21 protein-coding genes are annotated in these 22408 nt (G+C 34.8%); 8 read left to right on the top strand and 13 right to left on the bottom strand.

The features are described 5' to 3' along the window. Positions 1-204 precede the first annotated feature (204 nt). The 6 genes from DPQ31_RS23595 to DPQ31_RS23570 form a co-directional block, all read right to left on the bottom strand. Complete coding sequence (locus DPQ31_RS23595) at positions 205-1779, bottom strand: putative ABC transporter permease subunit (protein WP_199632124.1); 1575 nt, start codon at positions 1777-1779, stop codon at positions 205-207. Next, positions 1769-2485 (bottom strand): ABC transporter ATP-binding protein, encoded by a 717-nt coding sequence (locus DPQ31_RS23590; RefSeq protein WP_000889765.1) that lies wholly within the window; start codon positions 2483-2485, stop codon positions 1769-1771. Before DPQ31_RS23590 ends, DPQ31_RS23595 begins: the two co-directional genes overlap by 11 nt. A gap of 145 nt (positions 2486-2630) precedes the next feature. After that, a complete protein-coding gene (locus tag DPQ31_RS23585) occupies positions 2631-3266 on the bottom strand; it encodes an SdpI family protein (protein ID WP_000716342.1) in 636 nt (211 codons plus the stop codon). Continuing rightward, positions 3263-3535: an autorepressor SdpR family transcription factor gene (locus tag DPQ31_RS23580; RefSeq protein ID WP_001070532.1), complete on the bottom strand. Its 273-nt coding sequence runs from the start codon at positions 3533-3535 to the stop codon at positions 3263-3265. The genes DPQ31_RS23585 and DPQ31_RS23580 overlap by 4 nt, the downstream gene beginning before the upstream one ends. 367 nt (positions 3536-3902) lie before the next feature. Next, complete coding sequence (locus DPQ31_RS23575; RefSeq protein ID WP_208731085.1) at positions 3903-4715, bottom strand: DUF4179 domain-containing protein; 813 nt, start codon at positions 4713-4715, stop codon at positions 3903-3905. Then, a complete protein-coding gene (locus DPQ31_RS23570; RefSeq protein ID WP_000157855.1) occupies positions 4699-5283 on the bottom strand; it encodes a sigma-70 family RNA polymerase sigma factor in 585 nt (194 codons plus the stop codon). Before DPQ31_RS23570 ends, DPQ31_RS23575 begins: the two co-directional genes overlap by 17 nt. Positions 5284-5545: 262 nt before the next feature. On the opposite strand from DPQ31_RS23570, the gene DPQ31_RS23565 reads away from it, so the two are divergent. The 6 genes from DPQ31_RS23565 (at position 5546) to DPQ31_RS23540 (ending at position 14111) form a co-directional block, all read left to right on the top strand. Further along, complete coding sequence (locus tag DPQ31_RS23565) at positions 5546-6241, top strand: response regulator transcription factor (protein WP_000276732.1); 696 nt, start codon at positions 5546-5548, stop codon at positions 6239-6241. Between the two features lie 2 nt (positions 6242-6243). Further along, positions 6244-7266: a sensor histidine kinase gene (locus DPQ31_RS23560; RefSeq protein ID WP_208731083.1), complete on the top strand. Its 1023-nt coding sequence runs from the start codon at positions 6244-6246 to the stop codon at positions 7264-7266. A gap of 94 nt (positions 7267-7360) precedes the next feature. Next, positions 7361-9331: an FtsX-like permease family protein gene (locus tag DPQ31_RS23555; protein ID WP_208731081.1), complete on the top strand. Its 1971-nt coding sequence runs from the start codon at positions 7361-7363 to the stop codon at positions 9329-9331. A 79-nt stretch (positions 9332-9410) separates the two neighbouring features. Continuing rightward, positions 9411-11366 (top strand): FtsX-like permease family protein, encoded by a 1956-nt coding sequence (locus DPQ31_RS23550; RefSeq protein ID WP_106080584.1) that lies wholly within the window; start codon positions 9411-9413, stop codon positions 11364-11366. A 19-nt stretch (positions 11367-11385) separates the two neighbouring features. Further along, positions 11386-12138 carry an ABC transporter ATP-binding protein gene (locus tag DPQ31_RS23545; RefSeq protein WP_000393256.1) on the top strand — a complete coding sequence of 251 codons (753 nt, stop codon included), beginning with the start codon at positions 11386-11388 and terminating at the stop codon, positions 12136-12138. After that, complete coding sequence (locus DPQ31_RS23540; protein WP_208731079.1) at positions 12135-14111, top strand: FtsX-like permease family protein; 1977 nt, start codon at positions 12135-12137, stop codon at positions 14109-14111. The genes DPQ31_RS23545 and DPQ31_RS23540 overlap by 4 nt, the downstream gene beginning before the upstream one ends. Positions 14112-14161: 50 nt before the next feature. Here DPQ31_RS23540 and DPQ31_RS23535 read toward each other — a convergent pair whose 3' ends face one another. Further along, positions 14162-14353, bottom strand: coding sequence for a YjcZ family sporulation protein (locus DPQ31_RS23535; RefSeq protein ID WP_001290392.1), 192 nt, complete (start codon positions 14351-14353; stop codon positions 14162-14164). A gap of 278 nt (positions 14354-14631) precedes the next feature. On the opposite strand from DPQ31_RS23535, the gene DPQ31_RS23530 reads away from it, so the two are divergent. Both DPQ31_RS23530 and DPQ31_RS23525 read left to right on the top strand, forming a co-directional pair. Further along, on the top strand, positions 14632-15225 hold the full coding sequence (locus tag DPQ31_RS23530) for a TetR/AcrR family transcriptional regulator (protein WP_097953560.1): 594 nt from the start codon (positions 14632-14634) through the stop codon (positions 15223-15225). 47 nt (positions 15226-15272) lie between these two features. After that, complete coding sequence (locus DPQ31_RS23525; RefSeq protein ID WP_208731078.1) at positions 15273-15944, top strand: YqeB family protein; 672 nt, start codon at positions 15273-15275, stop codon at positions 15942-15944. An 84-nt stretch (positions 15945-16028) separates the two neighbouring features. Here DPQ31_RS23525 and gntP read toward each other — a convergent pair whose 3' ends face one another. Genes gntP through DPQ31_RS23495 form a run of 6 tightly spaced genes read right to left on the bottom strand, consistent with a single transcriptional unit; the run spans position 16029 to position 22076 of the window. Beyond that, complete coding sequence (gene gntP / locus DPQ31_RS23520; protein WP_208731076.1) at positions 16029-17354, bottom strand: gluconate permease GntP; 1326 nt, start codon at positions 17352-17354, stop codon at positions 16029-16031. A 48-nt stretch (positions 17355-17402) separates the two neighbouring features. Beyond that, positions 17403-18128, bottom strand: a complete 726-nt coding sequence (locus tag DPQ31_RS23515; protein WP_000539290.1) for a GntR family transcriptional regulator — start codon at positions 18126-18128, stop codon at positions 17403-17405. Further along, positions 18128-19144 (bottom strand): sugar kinase, encoded by a 1017-nt coding sequence (locus tag DPQ31_RS23510; protein ID WP_097957374.1) that lies wholly within the window; start codon positions 19142-19144, stop codon positions 18128-18130. The genes DPQ31_RS23515 and DPQ31_RS23510 overlap by 1 nt, the downstream gene beginning before the upstream one ends. Further along, positions 19137-19892 carry a 2-dehydro-3-deoxy-phosphogluconate aldolase gene (locus DPQ31_RS23505; protein WP_208731075.1) on the bottom strand — a complete coding sequence of 252 codons (756 nt, stop codon included), beginning with the start codon at positions 19890-19892 and terminating at the stop codon, positions 19137-19139. The genes DPQ31_RS23510 and DPQ31_RS23505 overlap by 8 nt, the downstream gene beginning before the upstream one ends. Continuing rightward, positions 19889-20998 (bottom strand): DgaE family pyridoxal phosphate-dependent ammonia lyase, encoded by a 1110-nt coding sequence (locus tag DPQ31_RS23500; RefSeq protein WP_173780973.1) that lies wholly within the window; start codon positions 20996-20998, stop codon positions 19889-19891. The genes DPQ31_RS23505 and DPQ31_RS23500 overlap by 4 nt, the downstream gene beginning before the upstream one ends. Continuing rightward, positions 20976-22076 carry an amidohydrolase/deacetylase family metallohydrolase gene (locus DPQ31_RS23495; RefSeq protein ID WP_098911452.1) on the bottom strand — a complete coding sequence of 367 codons (1101 nt, stop codon included), beginning with the start codon at positions 22074-22076 and terminating at the stop codon, positions 20976-20978. Before DPQ31_RS23495 ends, DPQ31_RS23500 begins: the two co-directional genes overlap by 23 nt. Between the last annotated feature and the right edge of the window lie 332 nt (positions 22077-22408).

The raw sequence follows: 22408 nt of genomic DNA, 5'->3' as shown, positions 1-22408 counted from the left end.
CTTTTCAAAATAAAAAAGCTGCTCTTCCTTTTTAAAGGAAAAGCAGCTTCTTTATTTTATCCTGCTATTTGCGAGCAGTAAAACTCCCACCTCAAAATTCAGGTGAAGCAAAGAAGTTAGGTGGGAGATAAACTGCCCGTAAACGCCCGATTGGTAAGGGCTAATAATCAGCGGGGGGATGAACCCCCCCCACTGATTAAAGTTTCACTTTATACTTCTTCTCGACTCGTTCTTGTACAAGAAAATAGTAATAATCGTAAGTACTATAACAACGACAAAAGTAAATACTCTGTCGTTCGAGATAGTACCGGTACCGATTAACAAGGCAGGTATAACTGCCATAATTAAGCCACCAAACATACCGATAAACGATCCTATACTTTGTTTTATTACTTGAGTTTCTGATACCCAATCATAATAACCAAATCGATTATTAATAAAAATTCCCCATACTGCCGAAAAGAGTGAGTATGTTATCGGTGTTATTACGATGAAAAGAGAACTCCAAATATCTAGTTTTAACCCAATTATTAGCAATACGGCACTAATAAGTGATGCAGGTATACTCAATGAAAGATTCATAAGAATTTTACTGTCATAAACCATCTTTGGCGCTATAGGCAATGACTTAATAATCCATACATTTTTTCCTTCTAAAGACAATGACACACATGTTGTACACGTCATTGAAATCGCTGCTGCAATAGCAAATGGAGCAATCTTTTGCAACAAGGGCTCAATTCCAGGGTACGCTATTAATTGACTTGGCCCTACTACAACTACAGCTAACGAGAAAGCTATCGCCATCACGACTCCCATTCCACTATTTATGACATACACTGTAGAAGAGAAGAAACGTTTCAGCTCTTTTTTATACAATGCGACCAATACACTTTCTTTTCTTATACTATTAATCTCATAATTTGAAAGCATATGATAAGTGGAAATCCCTGTGTTTATTTGCTTATATTTTAACGAAAGTATTTTTACAAAAAGATAATACCAACTAACTGATATCCCGACGAATAAGATGAAAGCTATAATATCAGCATGAACAATTGCTTTTTGAAACATGTTAGCTAGTGGATACACTTTAGTTAATTGCTCCGAAACAATTGCACCAATTCCGTTCATATCATTAAGGCTATATTGAGCATTTCCGTTTTTTAGCATAAAGAAACCGAATGTAATAATTACTATAAAACTTAAAATCGTAGTTATTTTATTCGCATTTTTAAATTTAGAAGCGATTGCCGTAATCGCAGCTCCAAAGATTGCTGCAATTGTTGTTGGAATTAAAGATGCTATAAACATACTGATGAACCACATAAAGTAAAAAGAAACTGATTGATTTTCATGTATGCCATAAACAACTCCCATCGGTAGCATGATTATGATTGAAAAGATTGTATTCAGCAAGTATAAATACAAAAATCTACTTGCAATAACAGTACTTACACGAATCGGCAATGACATTAAAAAGTCGTAATCCTTAAAAGCAAAAATTTCTCCATTTGCCTTAAATATAGTGAAAAACAACGTTAATACACTGCTAATAACTAGTGCATAAACGGGAATAATTTCACTCATTCCTAGTTTCACCAATCCATATGCCGAGGCTCCGCAATATAACATTAGCATGACACCAACTAGAGCAATAGATGCTGTCAGCAAAATCTTATTCTGCTTCTTTTTCTTATCTTTTTCATATTTAAAAGTGTTTAGACCGAGCTGCGTTATTAACCGGATTTTTAAAAGTCCTAAACTATTAGTATTCATTAGCAAGCTCCTTCATAAAGAGTTCTTCCAATGAACTTTCCTTTATTAAAGAATGCACTTCTCCTGAAAGTGCTAATTTCCCTCTATTTATCATCGCTATTTTATTACATAACTTCTCCGCTACATCTAAAACGTGCGTAGAAAAGAAAATCGCACTTCCTTTTTCACAAAGCTCTTTCATAATACCTTTCAAAACTACGGCTGCTTTTGGATCAAGACCAACGAAAGGTTCATCTAAAACTAATAATTTCGGTTTATGTAAAACCGCCGATATAATCGCTACTTTTTGTTTCATGCCATGCGAATAAGAAGATATTAAGTCTCCCAAGTAAGGTGTAATCTCAAAGGCATCCCCATACTTCTGGATCTGTTCTTCCCGATCCTTCGCCGGCACTTTAAATACATCCGCAACAAAGTTCAAATATTGAATTCCTGTTAATTGCTCATATAAATCTGGATTATCAGGAATATACGCCATTACTCTCTTACATGCAATCGGATCCTTTTTTACTGAATGTCCATCAATAAAAATTTCGCCCTCTTCAAAATCTATAACTCCTACTAACGACTTAATTGTTGTACTTTTCCCCGCACCGTTATGTCCAATAAATCCAAAGATATCTCCTGCTTTAACAGTAATATTTAAATGATTTACTGCTTTCTTTCCACCTTTGTATGTCTTACTAAAATTTATAATTTCTAACATGTAAAATCCCCCCAAGTCATCTTTTTAACTGAATTTTCAGACCTTGAAACAAAAAATTTACTCAGTGAGCTTTTCATTTTCCCCACTGAGTATTAAAATCTCTTAACACATAGAAACTATAACTATAAAATTTGATTAATATAGCTCACAATTGTATTTCTTTTTTATATAAAACGTAAGAATATAAATTCGTTATAATAACAGCAACTACTATAATCCCCAGCATCATATAAGATCTCCAATCAGCCGGAGCGAAAACACTTATAATCATAATAATTCCTAAAGCCACAAATACTTTTCCACTAAATCGATGTGTTTTCCGCCACACTTCTTCATTACTTAACGTCCATGGATTACGCATCCCGACAAAAAAGTTTGGCTTACACTGTGGTAAATAATTACCCATTACTAAAAATAAAACACCCACTAATAATTCTGGAACCCGATTAATAAATAAGTTATATCCTAATCCACTTGTAATAATATCTATATTCCCTACAAATAGTAGCAGGAGTACCCCATTATTCATCATCATAAAAGCTTTAGAAAATTTCTCGTAATTTGCTTTTCTTGGATCAATCTTAGGTATCACATTTAGAAATATATATAATGCAATCATAATTCCGACCATAGAAATCATTCCGTAAAATTTAGACGAATAGCCATCTACCTTACCGCCGCTCCAATGTGTCGCAATTGTATCCGGCAAATGTGGCCAAGCAAACGCCCAAGCTAAACAAGTTGTAACAATTAATATAATTGCGAAAAGATGTTTTTTCATTTCCCCTCTTCCCCCTTATTTGTAAACGTAAACACCCAAGTCAACAAATCTTGAAAGACAGTTGTGTTTAAAGAGTACACAACGAATTGCCCTCTTTTTTCATCTTGAATAAGTTCAGCATTTTTAAGTGCACTTAAGTGGTGTGAAATACTTGGTTTCGTCATATTGAAATGTTCGGCAATTTCACCAGCGGTTAGATCACCTTCTTTTAATAAGTCTAAAATTTTTCGCCTTGTTGGATCTGCTAATGCTTTGAATGCTTGATTCAATGTCTTTCTTCCTTTCGATAATTAGACATTTAGATATTTATCTAAATGTTAAAATGATTTCAGTTAATTGTCAATAATATGTAAGGCCCTTTTTACTTTTTCCACTTTTAACCTACATTAATTACTTTATAGAGTAAAACTGTAAAGATGGAAGAAATACGAGGGATACAAAATAAAAAAAGCTCTTCTAACTAAAGGAAGAGCTTCTTTTATTTAAATTTTATCATTTTATTAACAAACGAAGAAATCCAAAAGATTATTAAACTTATAATAAAGGACATACCTACTATCGTTCCGAATGCATTTAACCAATAACTAATCATGCTTTCACACACCTAGTTTGGATTCTATTAAATATAATACGAAATTATTCATTCTTTGTAGATTCCTTTTGGACAGTTTTATGCGTCATGTCCACTGGAATTTTCGTTGTCCAAGTTCCTTCCGTTCCTCCAATTCTGTTAATATTAATATGTACAGATAAGAAGTCTGGGAATTTTTCACCTTCTAACGGTTCAAAAACAACTACTCCCTCTGGTTTGTCGTGCGCAGCTAACACCGTTTCAAAACTCTTTCCTGTTTGATCAGTTAAGTAAAAAATACTTGCCTCTGGTGCATCAGGATTACCCATACGATCTTTTTGATAATTATCGATATGAGTGTTACTAAGAAAATGCAAATATTGCACAGCATTAAATTTCTTATTTTCATAATGTGGACTCTCTACTTGTTTCCCGTCTTCTTTACCATCAGATTTAATATCAAGCCCAGTTGTATTAAATTCATATGGAACGAGCGAACCATCTTGTTGTTCAAAACGATAATAAACAAGTATTTTGGCATCTTGAATTAATATTTCTTTTATATGAAGAGTAATACCATTATCGACTATTTTTTCATTTAGCTGTATAGACTTTCCATCCGCAGCATCCTTTTTAACTTGATCATTAATCATGTCATTTAATTTTACTTCCGGTTTTACAAAATAAGAATTGTTTAATGCCATTGTACTCGTCGGTATAACGACAGCCGCTATTAAACCCACTATTAATAATTTCTTTTTCGTTTTCTTTTTGCTATCTTTTTTATACATTTGACTAAAGGATTGATAAGCATGCTCTTTAACTTCTTTAGGGACCTCTTGTTTCATTGCTTTTTTAAATTCATTTGAAAACGACATTTGAATTAGATTCCTCCTCATCTATTTCTATACTAGATTGATTCCGAATTTTTTCTAACGCTCTGTGAATTCTAGACCTTACTGTACCTATAGGGATTTGTAATAGTTCTGCAATTTCTTCATACGTATAATCGTGGTAAAAGCGATACACGATTACTATTCTAAATTTAAATGGAAGTTCTTGTATCACCGTTAATAACTGCTCTTCTGTTTCTTTTCTTAATAATACTTTTTCGGGAACGTCTACAACTGGATCATCACGTAATTGTTGTTTTTCAAATAAGCGCATCCTCTTCCATATATTTTTTCTCCACTGACTAATCTGTTTGTAAACAATTCCATTCAACCAAAATAGAAACGGTCTAGATTGATCATATGTTGAAATAGATTTCCAAAGTTGAAAGTAAACTTCATTTACGATTTCATTTGTATCATGCCGATTTTTAACTATAGCGAAGACAGTTTCATATATTCTCTGACTCGTTAAATCAAATATAAATTCAAAAGCCTCCTCATCACCTTTTAATAAACGTTCTATCCAGATATGTATATCTTCATTACTTGCCAAGTAGTGCCCCCTCCTTAACGATGTTCTCACTATATATTGGACAGTAAGCAAAATAAAGTTCCAAATTTCATAAAAAATATATTATTTTTTATGAAATTTCATCTATTTAAAAGGACAATACATTCAGTTATCCCTATAATACTTTTTACTTTTCTCACTTTTAACCTATACTGTTAACTAGCTTATATTTCAACATAATGAAAAGACGTGAAACACATGGTACACTATAGCTACAATTGTTTTTTTGAGGAGGAATATACATATGTATAAAATTTTAATCGTTGAAGACGATCCAAATATTTCATCATTACTGCAATCTCACATTCAAAAATACGGGTACGACGCTGTTGTTACTGAAAACTTTGATGATATTATGGAATCGTTTAACGCCGTGAAACCACACCTTGTTTTACTTGATGTGAACTTACCGAAATTCGATGGATTCTACTGGTGCCGTCAAATTCGTCATGAATCTACTTGTCCAATTATTTTCATTTCAGCGCGTGCTGGTGAGATGGAACAAATTATGGCGATTGAAAGCGGTGCGGATGATTATATTACGAAACCGTTCCACTACGACGTTGTAATGGCAAAAATTAAAGGTCAATTGCGCCGTATTTACGGTGACTATGCACCAAATATTTCTGAGCGTATCGTTGAAGTAGAAGGTTTAAAACTATTCCCTGAACGTCCAGAAATTCACTTCGGATCTGAACAAGTTCTTTTAACGAAGAAAGAAGCAATTTTAGCCGAAATGTTATTATCTAAATTCCCTCGTACAGCGAGCCGTGAAGATTTATTAGCTGCTCTTTGGGATGATGAGAGCTTCGTTGAGGAAAATACATTAAACGTAAACATCACGCGTCTTCGTAAAAAGTTCAATGAGCTTGGTATTGAAAATGCTATTGAAACAGTACGTGGACTTGGATATCGTTTTAACGCAACTTGGAGTGAATAAGCATGAAGCTATTTTTACGTGATCATTTTACATTTTTTCTACTGTACGTATTAAACTTCGGTATCATTTTCGTTCTCTATGATGCAGTAGATGGATTTCAAAATAATAAGTTTTACTTCATCGTTTTAAGCTTATACTTATTTATTTGTTTCCTTGCTTATCGTTACGTTCGTAACCGTAGAATGTATCATAGATTAAGTGAGCAGCCAGAAAAAATGGAAGATGCGTTTATTGAAAGAGCAACCGCTCCGATGCCTCACGGTGTAAATGAACTCGTGCGTACGCAATACCGTCTCTTCCAAAAAGAACTACAATCGTATGAAGTAAAACAACAGGAACATCAATTGTTCATTAACCATTGGGTGCACCAAATGAAGACACCTGTTTCTGTTATGCAGCTTATGGTACTGGAGATGGAAGACGAACATTTAATTCCGAAATTCAAAAAAGAGTTAGAGCGTCTAAACCAAGGACTTGATATGGCTTTATACATGGCTAGGTTAAATAACTTCCATGAAGATTTCCATGTTGAGACGATTTCATTAAAAGATACGGTAACAAAAAATATTAATGGATTAAAAGAACTATTCATTCGTAATGGTGTCTTCCCTGTTTTAGAAGTACATTCTGATCTAAAGGTTGCTTCTGATGCGAAATGGCTAAAATTTATTATCTATCAGTTAATGACAAATGCAGTCCGTTACTCTGGTGAGCGTGGAAAGAAAGTGTTCTTATCCGCTTATCGAAATGGAAAAGATATTATTCTAGAAATTCGCGATGAAGGTGTTGGTATTCCGCAAGAAGATATTCGAAGGGTATTTGAACCATTTTACACTGGGAAAAACGGTCGTACATTCGGAGAATCTACCGGTATGGGGCTTTATATTGTAAGTAAAATTTGTGATTATTTAGGTCACTCCGTCAAACTAGATTCTGAAGTTGGTAAAGGAACGACGATTAAAATCATCTTCCACAATGCTGCGAATAATCAAGCAGAGAATGTAGAGAAGGTGACTGAATCATGATCAGAACATATGCTAGCAAAATGTATGAGAACTCACTCTCATACATTTTTTGCAATAAAACTACATATTTCCCTGCTAACGGGAGGCACGTATTATGACATTTTGGCAATTTGCATTTAAAAATGTAACGCGCAACTCTAGAGCTTATTTTGCTTACTTTATAAGCAGTGCCTTTTCCATTGCTGTTTTCTTTTCGTTCGCTGTTTATTTGTTTCATCCGAAATTACAAAATCCCACTATGATCTCTGAAATTTCAGGATTAATGATTTTTTCAGAAGTTGTGATTGTTTTGTTCTCGTTCTTTTTTCTACTCTATTCAATCGGATCGTTTTTAAAAGTTCGTAAAAAGCAATTTGGTATTTTAACTATTTTAGGTATATCAAAAAAACAATTACATCGACTCGTTTTCACTGAAAATATGTTAATTGGTATTTTATCTATCTTTTTCGGTATGCAGTTTGGACTTGTCTTTTCGCAGTTTTTCTTATTAGTAACAGCGAAAATTACACATCTACCGGGGATATATTTATATCCCCCTACGAATGCTTTCATTTTAACAACGATTGTGTTTCTTAGTCTCTTTATCGCTGTATCTTCATTTACACCCATGCTAATTCGTACGAAAAAGACGGTAAACCTATTAAAAACGAATGGTAGGAAACAAAAGGAAAGAAAACCATCCATATTTATCTCTCTATTTGGTGCTATCTGTTTATTAGGTGGTTATATTTTAGCTGCAAACCCTAAATATTTCTTCTCAATAAACACGCAAGTAGGCGTTATCTATATGGTTTCAAGTGTTTTTGTGATTCCAGCACTTGTTACAATTGGGACATATTTTTTCTTTTCTCAAATTAGTTTCTTACTTATTTATATTTTAAAGAAAAGAAGAAAGTTTTATATGAAACGAATTAATATGCTTTGGATTTCGGATTTAGCAAGTCGTATTCGAACGAATATCAATATGCTTTTTATTGTAGCGATGCTTTCTACAATTGCTTTCACAATGATTACGTTCCTATATGGCTTCGGAAAGTTTACAAAGCTAGATGTTGCGAGAACTTCACCTTTTCCATTTTCTTATTTTTCATATGACGCCAATCCTTTTGTTAACAAGCATTTAACTTGGCTTGAACAGCAGTTACAAAAAGAAAATTTCTCTTATAAAAAGATAAAAGCTGATTTATATGAAACACCATTGAAAGAAGATGAAGGTATAACGACTTACAATGACATCTATGCAATGAAACAAAGTGACTATAATAAACTTGCAGCTTCCCTGCGAATGAAACAACTATTCATGAGTGATAACGAAGCATATGTCTTAACAGGTAGCGCTTATTTCACCTTATTCAGCCAATTTGAGCCAAGCTACAATAGAAAATCCATTACACTTTCTAGCACAAATACGACATTACAAGTAAAAGGCTATGAACAAGTAGGGGCCATTCCCTCTGACTTTTCATATCAAACTTTAATTTTACCTGACACTGTTGTAAACAACTTACCAAATACAACAAAGCATGTAGCAGCGTACAATTATAACGTACAAAACTGGGAAAAGACGTATGAAATTGCTGATGATTTTATGAAAAGAATACAAAGAGATCGACAAGAATTCCAATACGAAGGACCCCTTGTACGCTCCTATGAATCAGCAGGCTCATTATATAGAATCACATCAGGAAGTGCCGCATACTTCCTAATCGGGACATTCTTAGGTGTCATTTTCTTTATTGGAGCTGGTAGCGTTCTTTACTTCAGAATGTATACAGATTTAACGAACGAACAAGAAAAATATGTAGCAATTTCAAAAATTGGTGTAACAGATGCAGAGATGAAAAGATCTGCAACCATTCAACTTAGCATTTTATTTTTTGTTCCGTACGTTATGGCGTCCATTCATACAATGTTCGCGACAAAAATGCTTCAAGACGTAATTGCTTTATCACTATTCAAAGAAATTTCAGCCGTTCTTATTATTTTTGGAGTAGTTGAATTCATCTTTTTCTTATTTATTCGTTCCTTTTACATGCAAAAGTTATCAGAGTATACGAATGGTTAAGTTTTATAAATATATTAGTACAGGAAAAGGATACCTCTTATATTCTTTTCCTCTTCACTCTATTAGGAGGTTTAGGTGAATGACTTTTTGGCAGTTTGCCTTTAAAAATGTAACAAGAAACGCCAGAGCTTATTTCGCCTATTTTGTAAGCAGTGCGTTTTCCATTGCTATTTTTTTCTCATTTGCAGTTTATTTATTTCATCCTAAATTGCATATGACAGACGTGAATTATGCTCTGAACATATTAATGACAATTTCAGAAGTTGTCATTGTGTTCTTTTCATTTTTCTTTTTACTCTATTCAATTGGTACATTTTTAAAGGTTCGTAAAAAACAATTTGGGATTTTAACAGTACTTGGTATATCTCAAAAACAATTAAAGCGACTCATATTTATAGAAAATATGCTGATTGGTGTTCTTTCTATATTTTTTGGCATTCAACTTGGGCTTGTTTTTTCACAGTTCTTTTTACTAGTTACCGCCAAAATTACACATGTACCTGGCCTATATTTATATTGGCCGACAGGTGCTATCGTTTTAACTATAATCATCTTTCTTGGACTCTTCATTCTCGTATCATCTTTTACACCGATGCTAATCCGTACGAGAAAAGCTGTACGACTTTTAAAAGAAGGAACAAAACAAAAAGAAAGAAAAGCATCCGTACTCATTTCTCTATTTGGTGCGATATGTTTAATATCTGGATATGTATTAGCAGCAAATCCTCTATATTTTATGTCGCTAGGCGACATCATTGGGCTTTTATATGCCGTCTCTAGTATATTTGTCATTCCATCGCTTATTGCAGCCGGAACATATTTTTTCTTTTCACAGATTAGTTTTTTACTTATTCGTATATTAAAAACACGAAGAAAGTTTTATATGAAACGAATTAATATGCTTTGGATTTCGGATTTAGCAACGCGCATTCGAACAAATATTAATATGCTATTTATAGTAGCAATGCTATCAACGCTCGCTTTTACAATGATTACATTCTTATATGGATTCGGGAAATTTACAAAGTTTGATGCGATTAGGCAAAACCCTTTCCCGTTTACATATTTATCACATACTGAAAATACGTTAGCTGATGAACATTTAAACTGGTTAGAACAAAAATTTAATGAAGAGCACTTTACTTATACAAAATTTAAAACAGACATATATGAAGTATCTTCAGCTGAAGATAACGCGCAGCTCTATTATGCCATTAAACAAAGTGACTATAATGTACTTGCTAAGGCGTTAAATTGGGAAACTCTCTCGGTGAATAAGAATGAATCTTATATTCTTATGAAAGACTTAGACGATCAAGTTGTTGGAACAATTCATACTAAAGAAAAGAAAAATACTCTTACACTTGCTCAAAACAATTTACAACTACAAGTGAAAGAATATAAAAGTTATAACCCATTCCCAAACAGCTTAATATACCAATTGCTCATACTATCTGATGAAAATGTAGAAACATTATCCAACGCTTCAAAACAGATGAGTGTATATAACTTTAAAGTTAACGATTGGGAAGAAGCACATACTATCGGTTCAGCATTTATAACAAAAATTGATAACGACAATGCAGCTATTCAGGCAGAACATCCACCGTTTCATGCAAGTGAAGCAAGTGACTCTTTATACAACACGAAACTAAACGTTGCTTCATTCTTCTTAATCGGAACTTTTCTTGGTGTTATTTTCTTCATCGGTGCGGGCAGTGTTCTGTATTTCCGAATGTATACAGATTTAACAAATGAGCAAGAAAAGTATATAACGATTACAAAGATTGGATTAACAGCAGACGAAATGAAACAATCTGCTACAATCCAACTTGCGATTCTTTTCTTTGTCCCTTACATTATGGCATCCATCCATACGATGTTCGCGACAAAGATGCTACAAGAGATATTACATCTCTCGTTCTTCGCTGAAATTACAGTCGTACTTATGATTTTTGGAACGGTTGAAATTCTCTTTTTCCTTTTAATTCGTTCCTTTTATATGCAAAAATTATCACAACATATTAAGTTTTAAAAATAGAAAGGTGATTATTATGGAAGAAGTATTACACATAAAAAACGTCTCAAAAGTGTATGAAGGGAAAGTCCCTCATACCGCTTTAAAAAATATAAATTTACACGTGGATAAAGGTGAATTCGTCGCAATTATGGGGCCTTCTGGAAGTGGTAAATCTACGTTTTTAAACGTTATTTCTACAATTGATTCTCCTACTTCTGGAGAAGTCGTAATTAACGGCAAACAACCTCATACATTTCGTAGAGAAAAATTAGCAATTTTCCGCCGTCAAGAATTAGGATTTGTTTTCCAAAACTTTAACCTATTAGATACGTTAACGATTGGAGAAAATATCGTATTACCTTTAACGTTAGATAATGTTCCTTTAAAAGAAATGGACGAAAAGCTCGATAACATCTCAAAGAAACTTGGAATTGATCATATTTTGGACAAACGTATTTTTGAAGTTTCAGGAGGGCAAGCACAGCGTACTGCGGTAGCACGTGCTGTCATTCATCATCCGTCTCTTTTACTTGCGGATGAACCAACAGGAAACTTAGATTCAAAAGCAGCGATTGATGTAATGGAATTATTTACGAAATTAAACAAAGAAGAAGATGCAACGATTTTAATGGTTACGCATGATCCGTTTGCAGCAAGTTATTGTAACCGTGTTATTTTCATTAAAGATGGAGAGCTTTACAATGAACTGCATCGCGGATTGTATCGTGAGAAGTTTTATCAAGAAATATTAGATGTCCTAGCATTATTAGGAGGAAGACGTGGATGACATTTTGGCAATTCGCATTTAAAAATGTCTCGCGTAATTCTAAAGCATATTTCGCTTATTTTGTAAGTAGTGCTTTTTCTATTATGGTTTTCTTTTCATTTACTGTATATGCGTATCATCCGCGCTTACAAAGTGTACAAGGCTTTCAAGATCGGGATCCTCTAATGAACTTAGCTAGTACAGCACAGCTTGTGATTGTTATGTTCTCGTTTTTCTTTCTTTTATATTCAATTGGAACATTTTTAAATGTTCGGAAGCAGCAATTCGGGATACTCACTATTCTTGGTATCTCACAGAGACAATTAAAAAGATTATTATTTACCGAAAACATGATAATTGGGATATTATCTATCTTTATCGGCATACAGGGTGGTCTTGTATTTTCTAACTTTTTCTTATTAGTCACTTCGAAATTAACAAGTTCGAAAGGTCTTTATTTATATTGGCCAACAGAAGCGGTTATCGTTACAACCGTAACGTTTATCATTTTATTTTTAATCGTTTCTACGTTTACACCAATGTTTATTCGTACTCGAAAAACAACGCAGCTTATTAAGGGAGTTAACAAAAAGAAGAGCGAAAAAAAACCATCTATACTCATTTCACTATTTGCTTTAACTTGTTTAGGACTATGCTATTATATTGCCGGTTATCCGCAAGGCTACATAACGGAAAAAAATGCACAAAATGGGTCTGTATTCTTAATTATGCTATCTATTTTACCGCTCGTAGTAGTTGGGACGTATTTGTTTTTTTCACAAACATTTCTTCTCTTTATCTATATTTTAAAGAAACGAAGAAAGTTTTATTTGAAACAAATAAATATGTTATGGATTTCAGATTTAGTTTCTCGTACCCGCAGTAATATTAATGTACTCTTTATCGTTTCTATGCTATCTGCACTTGCATTTACAATTATTATCGGGTTATTTGCTGCAAACAATCATACGAAAGCATCCATACTAGAACGATATCCAATACCATTCACCTATACATCAGAAGGTGTTAATGCATTTGAACAAAAGCATATTACTACGATTGAAACTGAACTTACAAATACTAATTTTCAATATGACAAATATAAGTTTACCGTTTTAAAAGATACAGCTTCAAAAGAATCAATTTCCATTATGAAAATGAGTGATTATAACGCAATAGCAAAGCAATTAAACAGACCAGAAATCACTCTTGATTCTACACAAGTTTATAATATTTCTCGCTATTCACCAGCGTTATTAAATCTCGTGTCTAACCCATTTGCGAAGCAGGACACGATTACACTTGGCTCTAATAAAAAAGAATTTCAAATTAAAGGTTTTATTAATAGAGGAATTGAGCCTCCCTTTGCATTACCTCACTTAATTGTGATGCAAGATGAAGTAATTGAAAATATGATTCCTCATATTGAAACAATTACAGTTTATAACTACTTCGTGGAAAATTGGGAAAACGCAATTGTCCCAACAAAAAATATATTAAAAAGCTTAGATCATGATGCAGAAACCTTGTATGAAGCACATAAGGATGAAGAAGATTTCATTAAACTATTTCATATTTATACAGCTACGGATGAACTCGTTCATAGTAAAGGAAATGCGGTTGCTCAGTTCTTTATTTGGGCATTTCTCGGCTTTATTTTCTTTATCGGTGCGGCTAGTGTTTTATACTTCCGTATGTATAACGACTTAACGAATGAAAAACAAAAATACATTACGATTACAAAGCTTGGCTTAACTGAATCAGAAATGTTTCGCTCTGCAACAATTCAATTAGGAATTTTATTTTTCGTTCCTTACATCGTTGCTGGTGTTCACACGTTATTTGCGGTTAAGTTTTTACAAAGTATGTTTTCTTTTTCATTACTAAAAGAGACATGTATCGTACTCACCTTTTTCGGGATTATCGAGATTATTTTCTTCTTCTTAATCCGTTCTCTGTACATTAATAAATTATCACAACATATTAAAACGTGAATAAAATGGCCTTGTGCAATACGCACAAGGCCATTTTCAATAGTTTTTAATTAGCAGCAATATCCACCATAGCCGCCTGCATAACCGCCGTAACCACCATAACCACAACCGCCGCCTCCGCCGAAGCAGCTAGCACCGATGATAATTAATAAAATAAACAATACGATTAGAAGCGCAAAACCGCCTCCGCACCCATGTCTGCGGTTACAATCATCATGTCTGTGTTCACACTTTTCGCTCATTACTCTATTCCTCCTTTAGTATCATTCATAACAAGTTCACCTTGCTCTAAATGAGGGGATTCCATTTATAGTATGTTTTCAGGGCGAATAGGAAGCTTGGCTTACTTAAAAACGGGCTTGTTTCAGAAAATGAGCCTCATTAAAAAATGAATTAGCCTTATCAAGATGTAGGTATAAAAACATTTGACATACTAATAATTTCTTACTAATATTTAATTGAACGATCAATCAATTTTTTGATTATACATTCAAATTATATAAATCAGGAGTTGAATAGCATGACTGATTCTTTTATTGCAGAGGCTAGACGTGAACAAATTATTCTTGCATGTATCGATACATTAGAAGAGGTTGGATATAACAACTTAAGCTTAACGAAGGTAGCAAAAAAAGCTAAGATTAGCACTGGACTTATTTCTTATCATTTTAACGATAAGCTTTATCTTATGAATCGAACATTACAATTTTTAGTTGAGAAACAACATGAATTTATTAGCAATCGAGTACTATTAGCCCAATCTGAAATAAACAAACTAGAGGCTTTTATTGAAGCACATTTGGCTTATCAAGAAACTCATTACAAAAATAATATTGCCTTAATTGAGATTGTCTTTAATGCAAGAAATGAAGAGAATGTTCCTTATTACAGAATCGAAGACGACGAAGAAGATGATGCTCTTAGAACGATGTTATTAGATATTTTGAAGACTGGTCAACAAAATGGAGTGTTTTCTAACTCTTTCCGAATTGACACATTGGCTTCATTTATTTTAGGAGCAATCGAAGAAAGAATGCTAAAGGCGAATTCATCGATATCTATAGAAAATTACTCAGATGAGCTCATAAAAATGGTGAAGAAACTCACTATTTAAATGCCCTGATTTTGAAAAAATATATATTAAGAAAGGATGAACTACAAATGAAAAAGGTATCTGTCATTGGATTAGGTTTTTTAGAAAAATTACTTGCTATAGTAAGTCCAATCCTTTTAGGCGTTATTGGATATTTTTCACCTAAATTAATAGAGATTATAAAAAAGATTCCTCTTTTTTCTGACTCGAAAATTATAGAACTTTTAAATTCTATTAACCCTTTTTGGCTTCCAATTATCCTCATGTTAATTGGCACTATTGCAGGGATTTTATTTTCTTTAATTATTTATAGTGACGCTTTAAAAATGAACATTACTTCGGAAAGCATTCACGTGAATAAGGACGATCACAAGAAACAAATCACCAGGTCAAATGTAAAAGCCGTTTTTGTAGATAAGCGTCAAGTGATTATCATTGATCAAGAAGACCGAGAATGGTTACGTGAAACATCTGACATTAACCCAAGCAAAATTAAAGATACTTTCGTAATGCACGGCTTCCCCTGGGTGGAACAAGATCCTTATAAACATGAGTATAGCTTATGGAAATTAGAGGATGAGCGATTTAATAAAAGCATAAATACTATTTTGTATGAAAGACGAAATGCTCTTCGAGAAGGAAACTCGAAAAAAAAGAAGCATTTATGCAAAGATTTGAATGAGCTAGGAGTCTTTGTCAAAGACGATGGAGAAGATCAGTATGTACGTTCCATTAAGTAGTAGAAAGCACAAAAAACGAATAAAACCTACAGAGAAATTACATTTCCTCTGTAGGTTTTATTCGTTTAAATCTGATCTCCTCTCCTAAAGAAACATATTCAACAAAAGAGCAAAACCGAATGCAATAAATGATAACAATGTTTCCAGCACCGTCCACGTTTTAAACGTTTCCTTCACCGTCAAACCTAAATACTCTTTTACAAGCCAGAAGCCTGCATCATTTACGTGAGAAAACATTAGTGAACCTGCACCGGTTGCTATAACGAGCAATTCTAAATTTACACCAGACATGTGCTGAATAACTGGTGAAACAATTCCTGCTGCTGTCGTTAATGCTACTGTAGCTGATCCGGTCGCTATTCGAATTAATCCAGCTACCATGAAAGCTAAGACGATTGGGGATAACGATATATGTTCTGCCATTTGCGCAATCGCCGTTCCAACTCCACTTTCAATTAATATTTGTTTAAACCCACCACCTGCACCAATTATTAAAATAATTGAGCCTACAGGTAGTAAACTTTCATCTGTTAATTTTTTTATCATCTTTTTATTAATTCCTTGTTTGATGCCAAGTAAATAAAATGCTGCAAAACATGAAATAAGTAAAGCGATTACTGGACTTCCTACAAAGACTAAAAATTCAGTTATTTTTATTGATAAAGAAATATACGGTGCAACTACTGATAAAATCATTAACACGACTGGCAGTAAAATAATAAAAAACGAAACTTTACGACTTGGTAAATCGGTTGATACAGTCGTAACTCGAACAAGCTCCGGTTCATTTTCAGGTATAACCCTCTTATGTACCCACTTCGCAAATATCGGCCCTGCGATGATGGCTGTTGGTAACGCGATAATTAATGAATATAAAAGCACTTTTCCTAAGTTCGCATTATAAATCCCGATTGCAGTCATCGCACCTGGATGCGGAGGCACTAGCCCATGCACAATCGATAATCCAGCAATAACAGGTAACGCAATTAACAATATATTTTGCTTCGTCGTTTTTCGAATGGAAATAACAAGTGGTAATAAAATGACGATCCCCACTTCAAAAAAGACTGGAATCCCTATAACAAACCCTGCAAATAACATTGCCCAAGGTAATTTTTTTACGCCGAAAAATCGAATAAAGAAATCTGCAACTTGCATGCCTGCCCCTGAATCAGACATCATTTTCCCTAAGATAGTTCCAAGTGCCAAAATGCCAACTAAATGCCCTAGTACACTACCAACACCAGTTTCATAGGCAGCCACTATTTTCGTTAAGTTCAGTCCAGACATGATAGCTAAAAACAAACTCGCAACTGTTAAACTAATAAATGCATGCCATTTCCACCATGATACCCCTAAAATGACAATTGCGATCGCAAGTAACGTGACGATTAATAAGTATATATCCATCTCTCATTCCCCTTACTTTATAAAAAAAGAGGGAAAATCCCCTCTTTTTTATACGTCATAATTAACTACATAATGCTGCATTTCTGTATTGTAGTAGCCTTCGCTATATTCAATTACTTCGCCAACTTCATCGTAAGAATAGCGCATACGTTTTAATAACGCTGTCCCCTCTTTTTCACCTAACGATTCTGCAACGAAACTGGGCGCAAGTCCAACTGCGAATTCATCTCTGAAGTTTTCTAAATGTATACCTCGGTCTTCGACTAAATCATAAAGTGATTGTAAATCAAAGTCCGATAAGTCTGTACTTGCCATTTTCGCTGAGAAATAGTGCGTATAATGAATATATGGTGCATCATTTAACGTATATAAACGTTCAATACGAAAACTCTCTTTACCGAATAAGCGAAATGGCACTGTTCCTTCTTCATTATGAACGACTTCTGCCTTTAGCAATTTCTTTTGTACTTTATATCCTTCTTCCACTAACACTTCAGTAAATTTCTTACCCTTTGACAGTTTTGTCGCAGAAGTATTACGGATGACTTTCGTTCCTTTACCGCTCTTCTTTTCCAAATATCCTTCTTGAGCGAGTTCTTTAATCGCATTACGTACTGTAATTTTACTCACTTTGAACTCTTCCTCTAATTGTGGTTCTGAAGGAATATTCGTATGAATCGCATATACACCATGCAATATTCGATCACGAATAATATTTTTTATTTGTAAATATAATGGTCCTTTTTTTCTCGTTACGTTCACCGTTACACCCACTACCTTTCTACATCACCTACTGATGCCGTCATTGCCCGAAGTATATCCTTCTCTGATGACATTGGCGTATCACCGACGATTGTATGTGCAAGCATGCCAGCTGCTGACGCAAATGAAACAGCTTTCTCTGGTGCAAACTCTTCTATCTCGCCATGAATAATCCCGCTCGTATAAGCATCTCCAGCACCTATTCTATCATATACAGAAAACGTAAGTGTTTTTGCAAAAGTGAACGTTCTATCTTTACATATAAACCCGCGCAGTGAATGTGTATTGTCACTGCTAATAGAGCGATGAGTACCAGCAATTGTAGCAATATGATACGTTTCAGCTACCTTTGGAATAAGATCAACAAGTTGCGCCTCTCGCTCCGTTTCTTCTGTTTTCATTCCTAAAACAAACATCGCATCTTTTTCGTTCATCATAACGATATCAGCAAGTCCTAGCATTTCTTCATAATGCGGCTTTGCCTGTTCATATCCGTCTTCTCCCCAAAGTGATGGACGATAATTGCAATCAAAAACGACGGCTCCTCCGTTTTCTTTAACTGCTCTCGCTAAAGACTTCATATGATGGCGCACCGTATCATTCATCGCAAGTGTAATACCGCAAAAATGAACGATATCAATTTCCTTAGCAATTTCTTCACATTGGTACATCTCTTCAGACGCCGTATTGAAGCTACTTTCTAGTCGATTCGAATACGTAACGCGGCTTGCACGTGCACCGAATCCATTTTCTAAAAAATACATACCTACATATTTACCGCCTCTTGAAACAAGAGAAGTTTGAATCCCTAACTTTTGAATGTAAGATACAGCTGCATCTCCAACCGAATTTTCCGGTAAAGTTGAAATAAGAAGCCCTTCATGCCCTAAGTGAGAAAGTGCCGCTGCAACGTTCACACCTGTACCTGAAAATGAGTAATTTAGCGTGTTAGCTTGCGACAACAATTCATATCCAGGTACTTGCAGGCGCATCATTACTTCGCCGAATGCTGCAATTTTCTTACGCATATTGATCAACTAGCTTCTTCACGACTGCTAATAATTCACGCACATCTTCTACTTTCGTGTTACCAGTTTCTTTATCAATAATAGAAGAGTACACGTGCGGGATAACTTGCTCTACATTTGCCTCAAGCGCAATACGTACAATTGTTTCGAAGTTTTCTTTATCAATTCCGCCTGTTGGCTCTAATGCGAATCCTTCTTCCGCACAAGCTTTCGCAACTACGCGATATTCTTCTTCATGAGCTAGCCCTTTCATCGGGAAGTACTTCAATGAATTTCCGCCCATATCACGTACAAGTGCGATCGCTGTTTTAATTGGAACGATTGCTTTTTCTTCTCCAGCCGCACTAATTGGGCCAGTAGAAATATTTACGTAACCTACTTTTCCTGTTGGCGATACTAAACTATTAATCCAGCTATCTTTTTCGCCAAGATTTGCACGTGTCGCTCCAACTGAAGGGAACACTTGGTTAATATGGCTACCAGGATAATGCTTCGCAATTTCAGCTACAACTGCTGCTTGGCGATTATCTCCTGCTCCTAGTCCGATCGATACAGCGTCATCAATTTCTTTTCCGTATGCTTTCATCGCTGTAACAGCTTCTTCTACAGTTGGATAATCTTTTGATAATACACCAACTACTACATAACCTTCTGCTGATTCAAAAATATCTTTTGCATTTTCGATATTGTTCGCTAATACATTTAATGCTACGCGGCCTTTATAAAAACGTTTTTGAATGTTTGTCATTTTAGTTTCCCCCCTACAATTTCTCTCAATTTTTCTTCAATTACATGTATGTCATCACCTTGAAGTGGACGTGGATCAATATCAAAGAATCCTTGTCTTACTCCGTAATCACGTGTATAAATTGCGATTTCCCCTTCGCGTAATGCTGTCACAACGTCTTTTGCTGATTTATTTAATTGTGTCTCGTTAATATGAATACGAGCTCTAAAGATTGCTCTTCCGGCTTCATCTTGAACGATCGTTACATTTACGCCGTTTAACTCTTTTAGTGGCATAAGTACTTGTAACAATTCTTTTTCTTGCTCGCTCTTATCTTCTTTTACTCCGTACTCATCAAGCGCTTGAAGTAAGCCAAATGTTGTTTCTTTCCCAACCTTCATACTTCTTCCGATGCAATGTAATTGCACTTTCAGCCACTCAATATACTTTCTTTTACCGCCCACAATACCAGAAGTAGGCCCTTCAATCGCCTTTGAACCACTATAAATGGCAAGGTCTGAATACTTCACATATTTTTGAATGTCTTCTTCAGCTGCCGCATCGACGATAAGCGGGATGTTATTTCGCTGCGCAACTTCCCATGCTTCTTCAACAGAAATCATATTTTTTTGTACTGCATGATGGGATTTCACATAAAGAATCGCCGCTGTATTTTCACCAATCGCATCTTCAATATGCTCTGCTTTCCCTTCATTTGCATAGCCAACTTCTACAAGTTTACCGCCGCCTAAGTAAATCATCGTTTCAACAGGGGCACCGTATTGAACGTTATGACCCTTTAACATAATCACTTCGTTTTTCGCGATTACTTCTTGATGAAGTCTTTCACTTTTACGGCGATTTCCTTCTGTAACGATACCAGCGATAGAAAGCGCAATTCCACTCGATGCTGAATTCACAACAACTGCTGCCTCTGACTCTAGAATTCTCGCAATATGGTCTCCTGCTTTATCTACTAAATCAGCAATTTCCACATAATTTTGTCCACCATGTTTCATTGCATCCATAACTGTATTTGCCGGAGCGGATACACCTAAAATACTCATTCTACCGCTCGCATTAATCACTCTTTTTAATCCATACTTAGCATTCAATGAATGACCCATTGATTACAACCCCTTTCGTATCAATCCTTCTTTCAGCAATGCGCTGATCCCCTTCTGAATCAATTAACGTAACCTTCTCATCTTTCACCGTAAATAAAGTTAAATTTGCAATATCGCCTTCTTGAATGCGGCCAAGCTCAGGTTTCTTAAGCCACTCTGCTGCATGTTTCGTAACCGCATCAATCACTTCTTCTAGCGGATAACCTAAGTACAGGAATTTCGAAAGAACGTGAGCCATACTATACACTGGACCGTGCACGCGATTCTTCCGGTAAATATCTGTACTAATTGTATTAAGCGCAATACCGTAACGCTTCGCCGCTTCTGCTACTTTAAAAGAAAAACTAGCATTACCATGACCAACATCTAAATGTACGCCGCGATTCACTGCATCTAGTAACACAGGTAGCGGTTTGCCTTCTTCATCAAATAAATTATTTTCTTTCCCGTTTAAATAATGTGTAATGACATCATCTTTTTCTAAAAGAGGTACAACTTCCTCAATGCGAGGAGGCGCTGAACCGATATGTACCATAATTGACAATGATGTTTCACGGGATAAATCACGCGCTATATGAAGTGGTTCAATTCCACTATCACAAACGACACTTTTACTCATTCTCGCCTTTAATCCAACGATTACATCTTTATACTTTTCTACTGCTTCTATTACTTTCTCTTTATCTATCCATTCCATATTGGATAATTCATCAATTCGTTTTAAACCGATGCGAGAAATATTTAAAAAGGCAAATAAATTCGTTTTTGCCTGCTCTCTACTTTTTACTAAATCTGCAATGCGATCAGCTCCGCAGCTACCTGCATCAACAATTGTCGTTACCCCTTGCTTAACGCCAATTTCATCCACCTCATCGCCATACGGATCAAACTCTGGAAAAGCGTGAACGTGCAAATCAATCCAGCCACTTGATACGTAAGTACCAGAGTAATCAAGAACCTTTCCACCTTCGCCAGCACCAGCTTTCGTCACCTGTGCGATTTTATTATCTTCAATTACAATGTCAATCTCTTCCCCGTTCACACGTTTCACATTACGTAGTACGAATCGTTCTGTCATTGTACTTCCACCCTTTTCTATAAGAAGCCATAAGAATACGCTTACATTAAAATTTCATTTTTCTTTATCTCTTTCACACATTTAGAGTAGCACAAAAAAAGGGAGAAGTAAATATAACGTTATAATGTTTAAAAGTAAATAAAAAGATGCTCCTCAAAATGCTGATAGTACAGGAAATTATATCAACGATTTTTCGAATATATCTATCATAACTTACAATATATCAACGATTTTTCAATTATATCTATCGTAACTCAAAATATATCAACGATTCGACAAGGAATATCGATTTACCGACAAAAAACGCCAATCCCTTTCTTATATACGAAAAG

Source organism: Bacillus sp. COPE52, from assembly GCF_003355115.1.
Classification (GTDB): Bacteria; Bacillota; Bacilli; order Bacillales; family Bacillaceae_G; genus Bacillus_A; species Bacillus_A toyonensis.
This window is presented reverse-complemented; position numbering and strand designations above follow the sequence as displayed.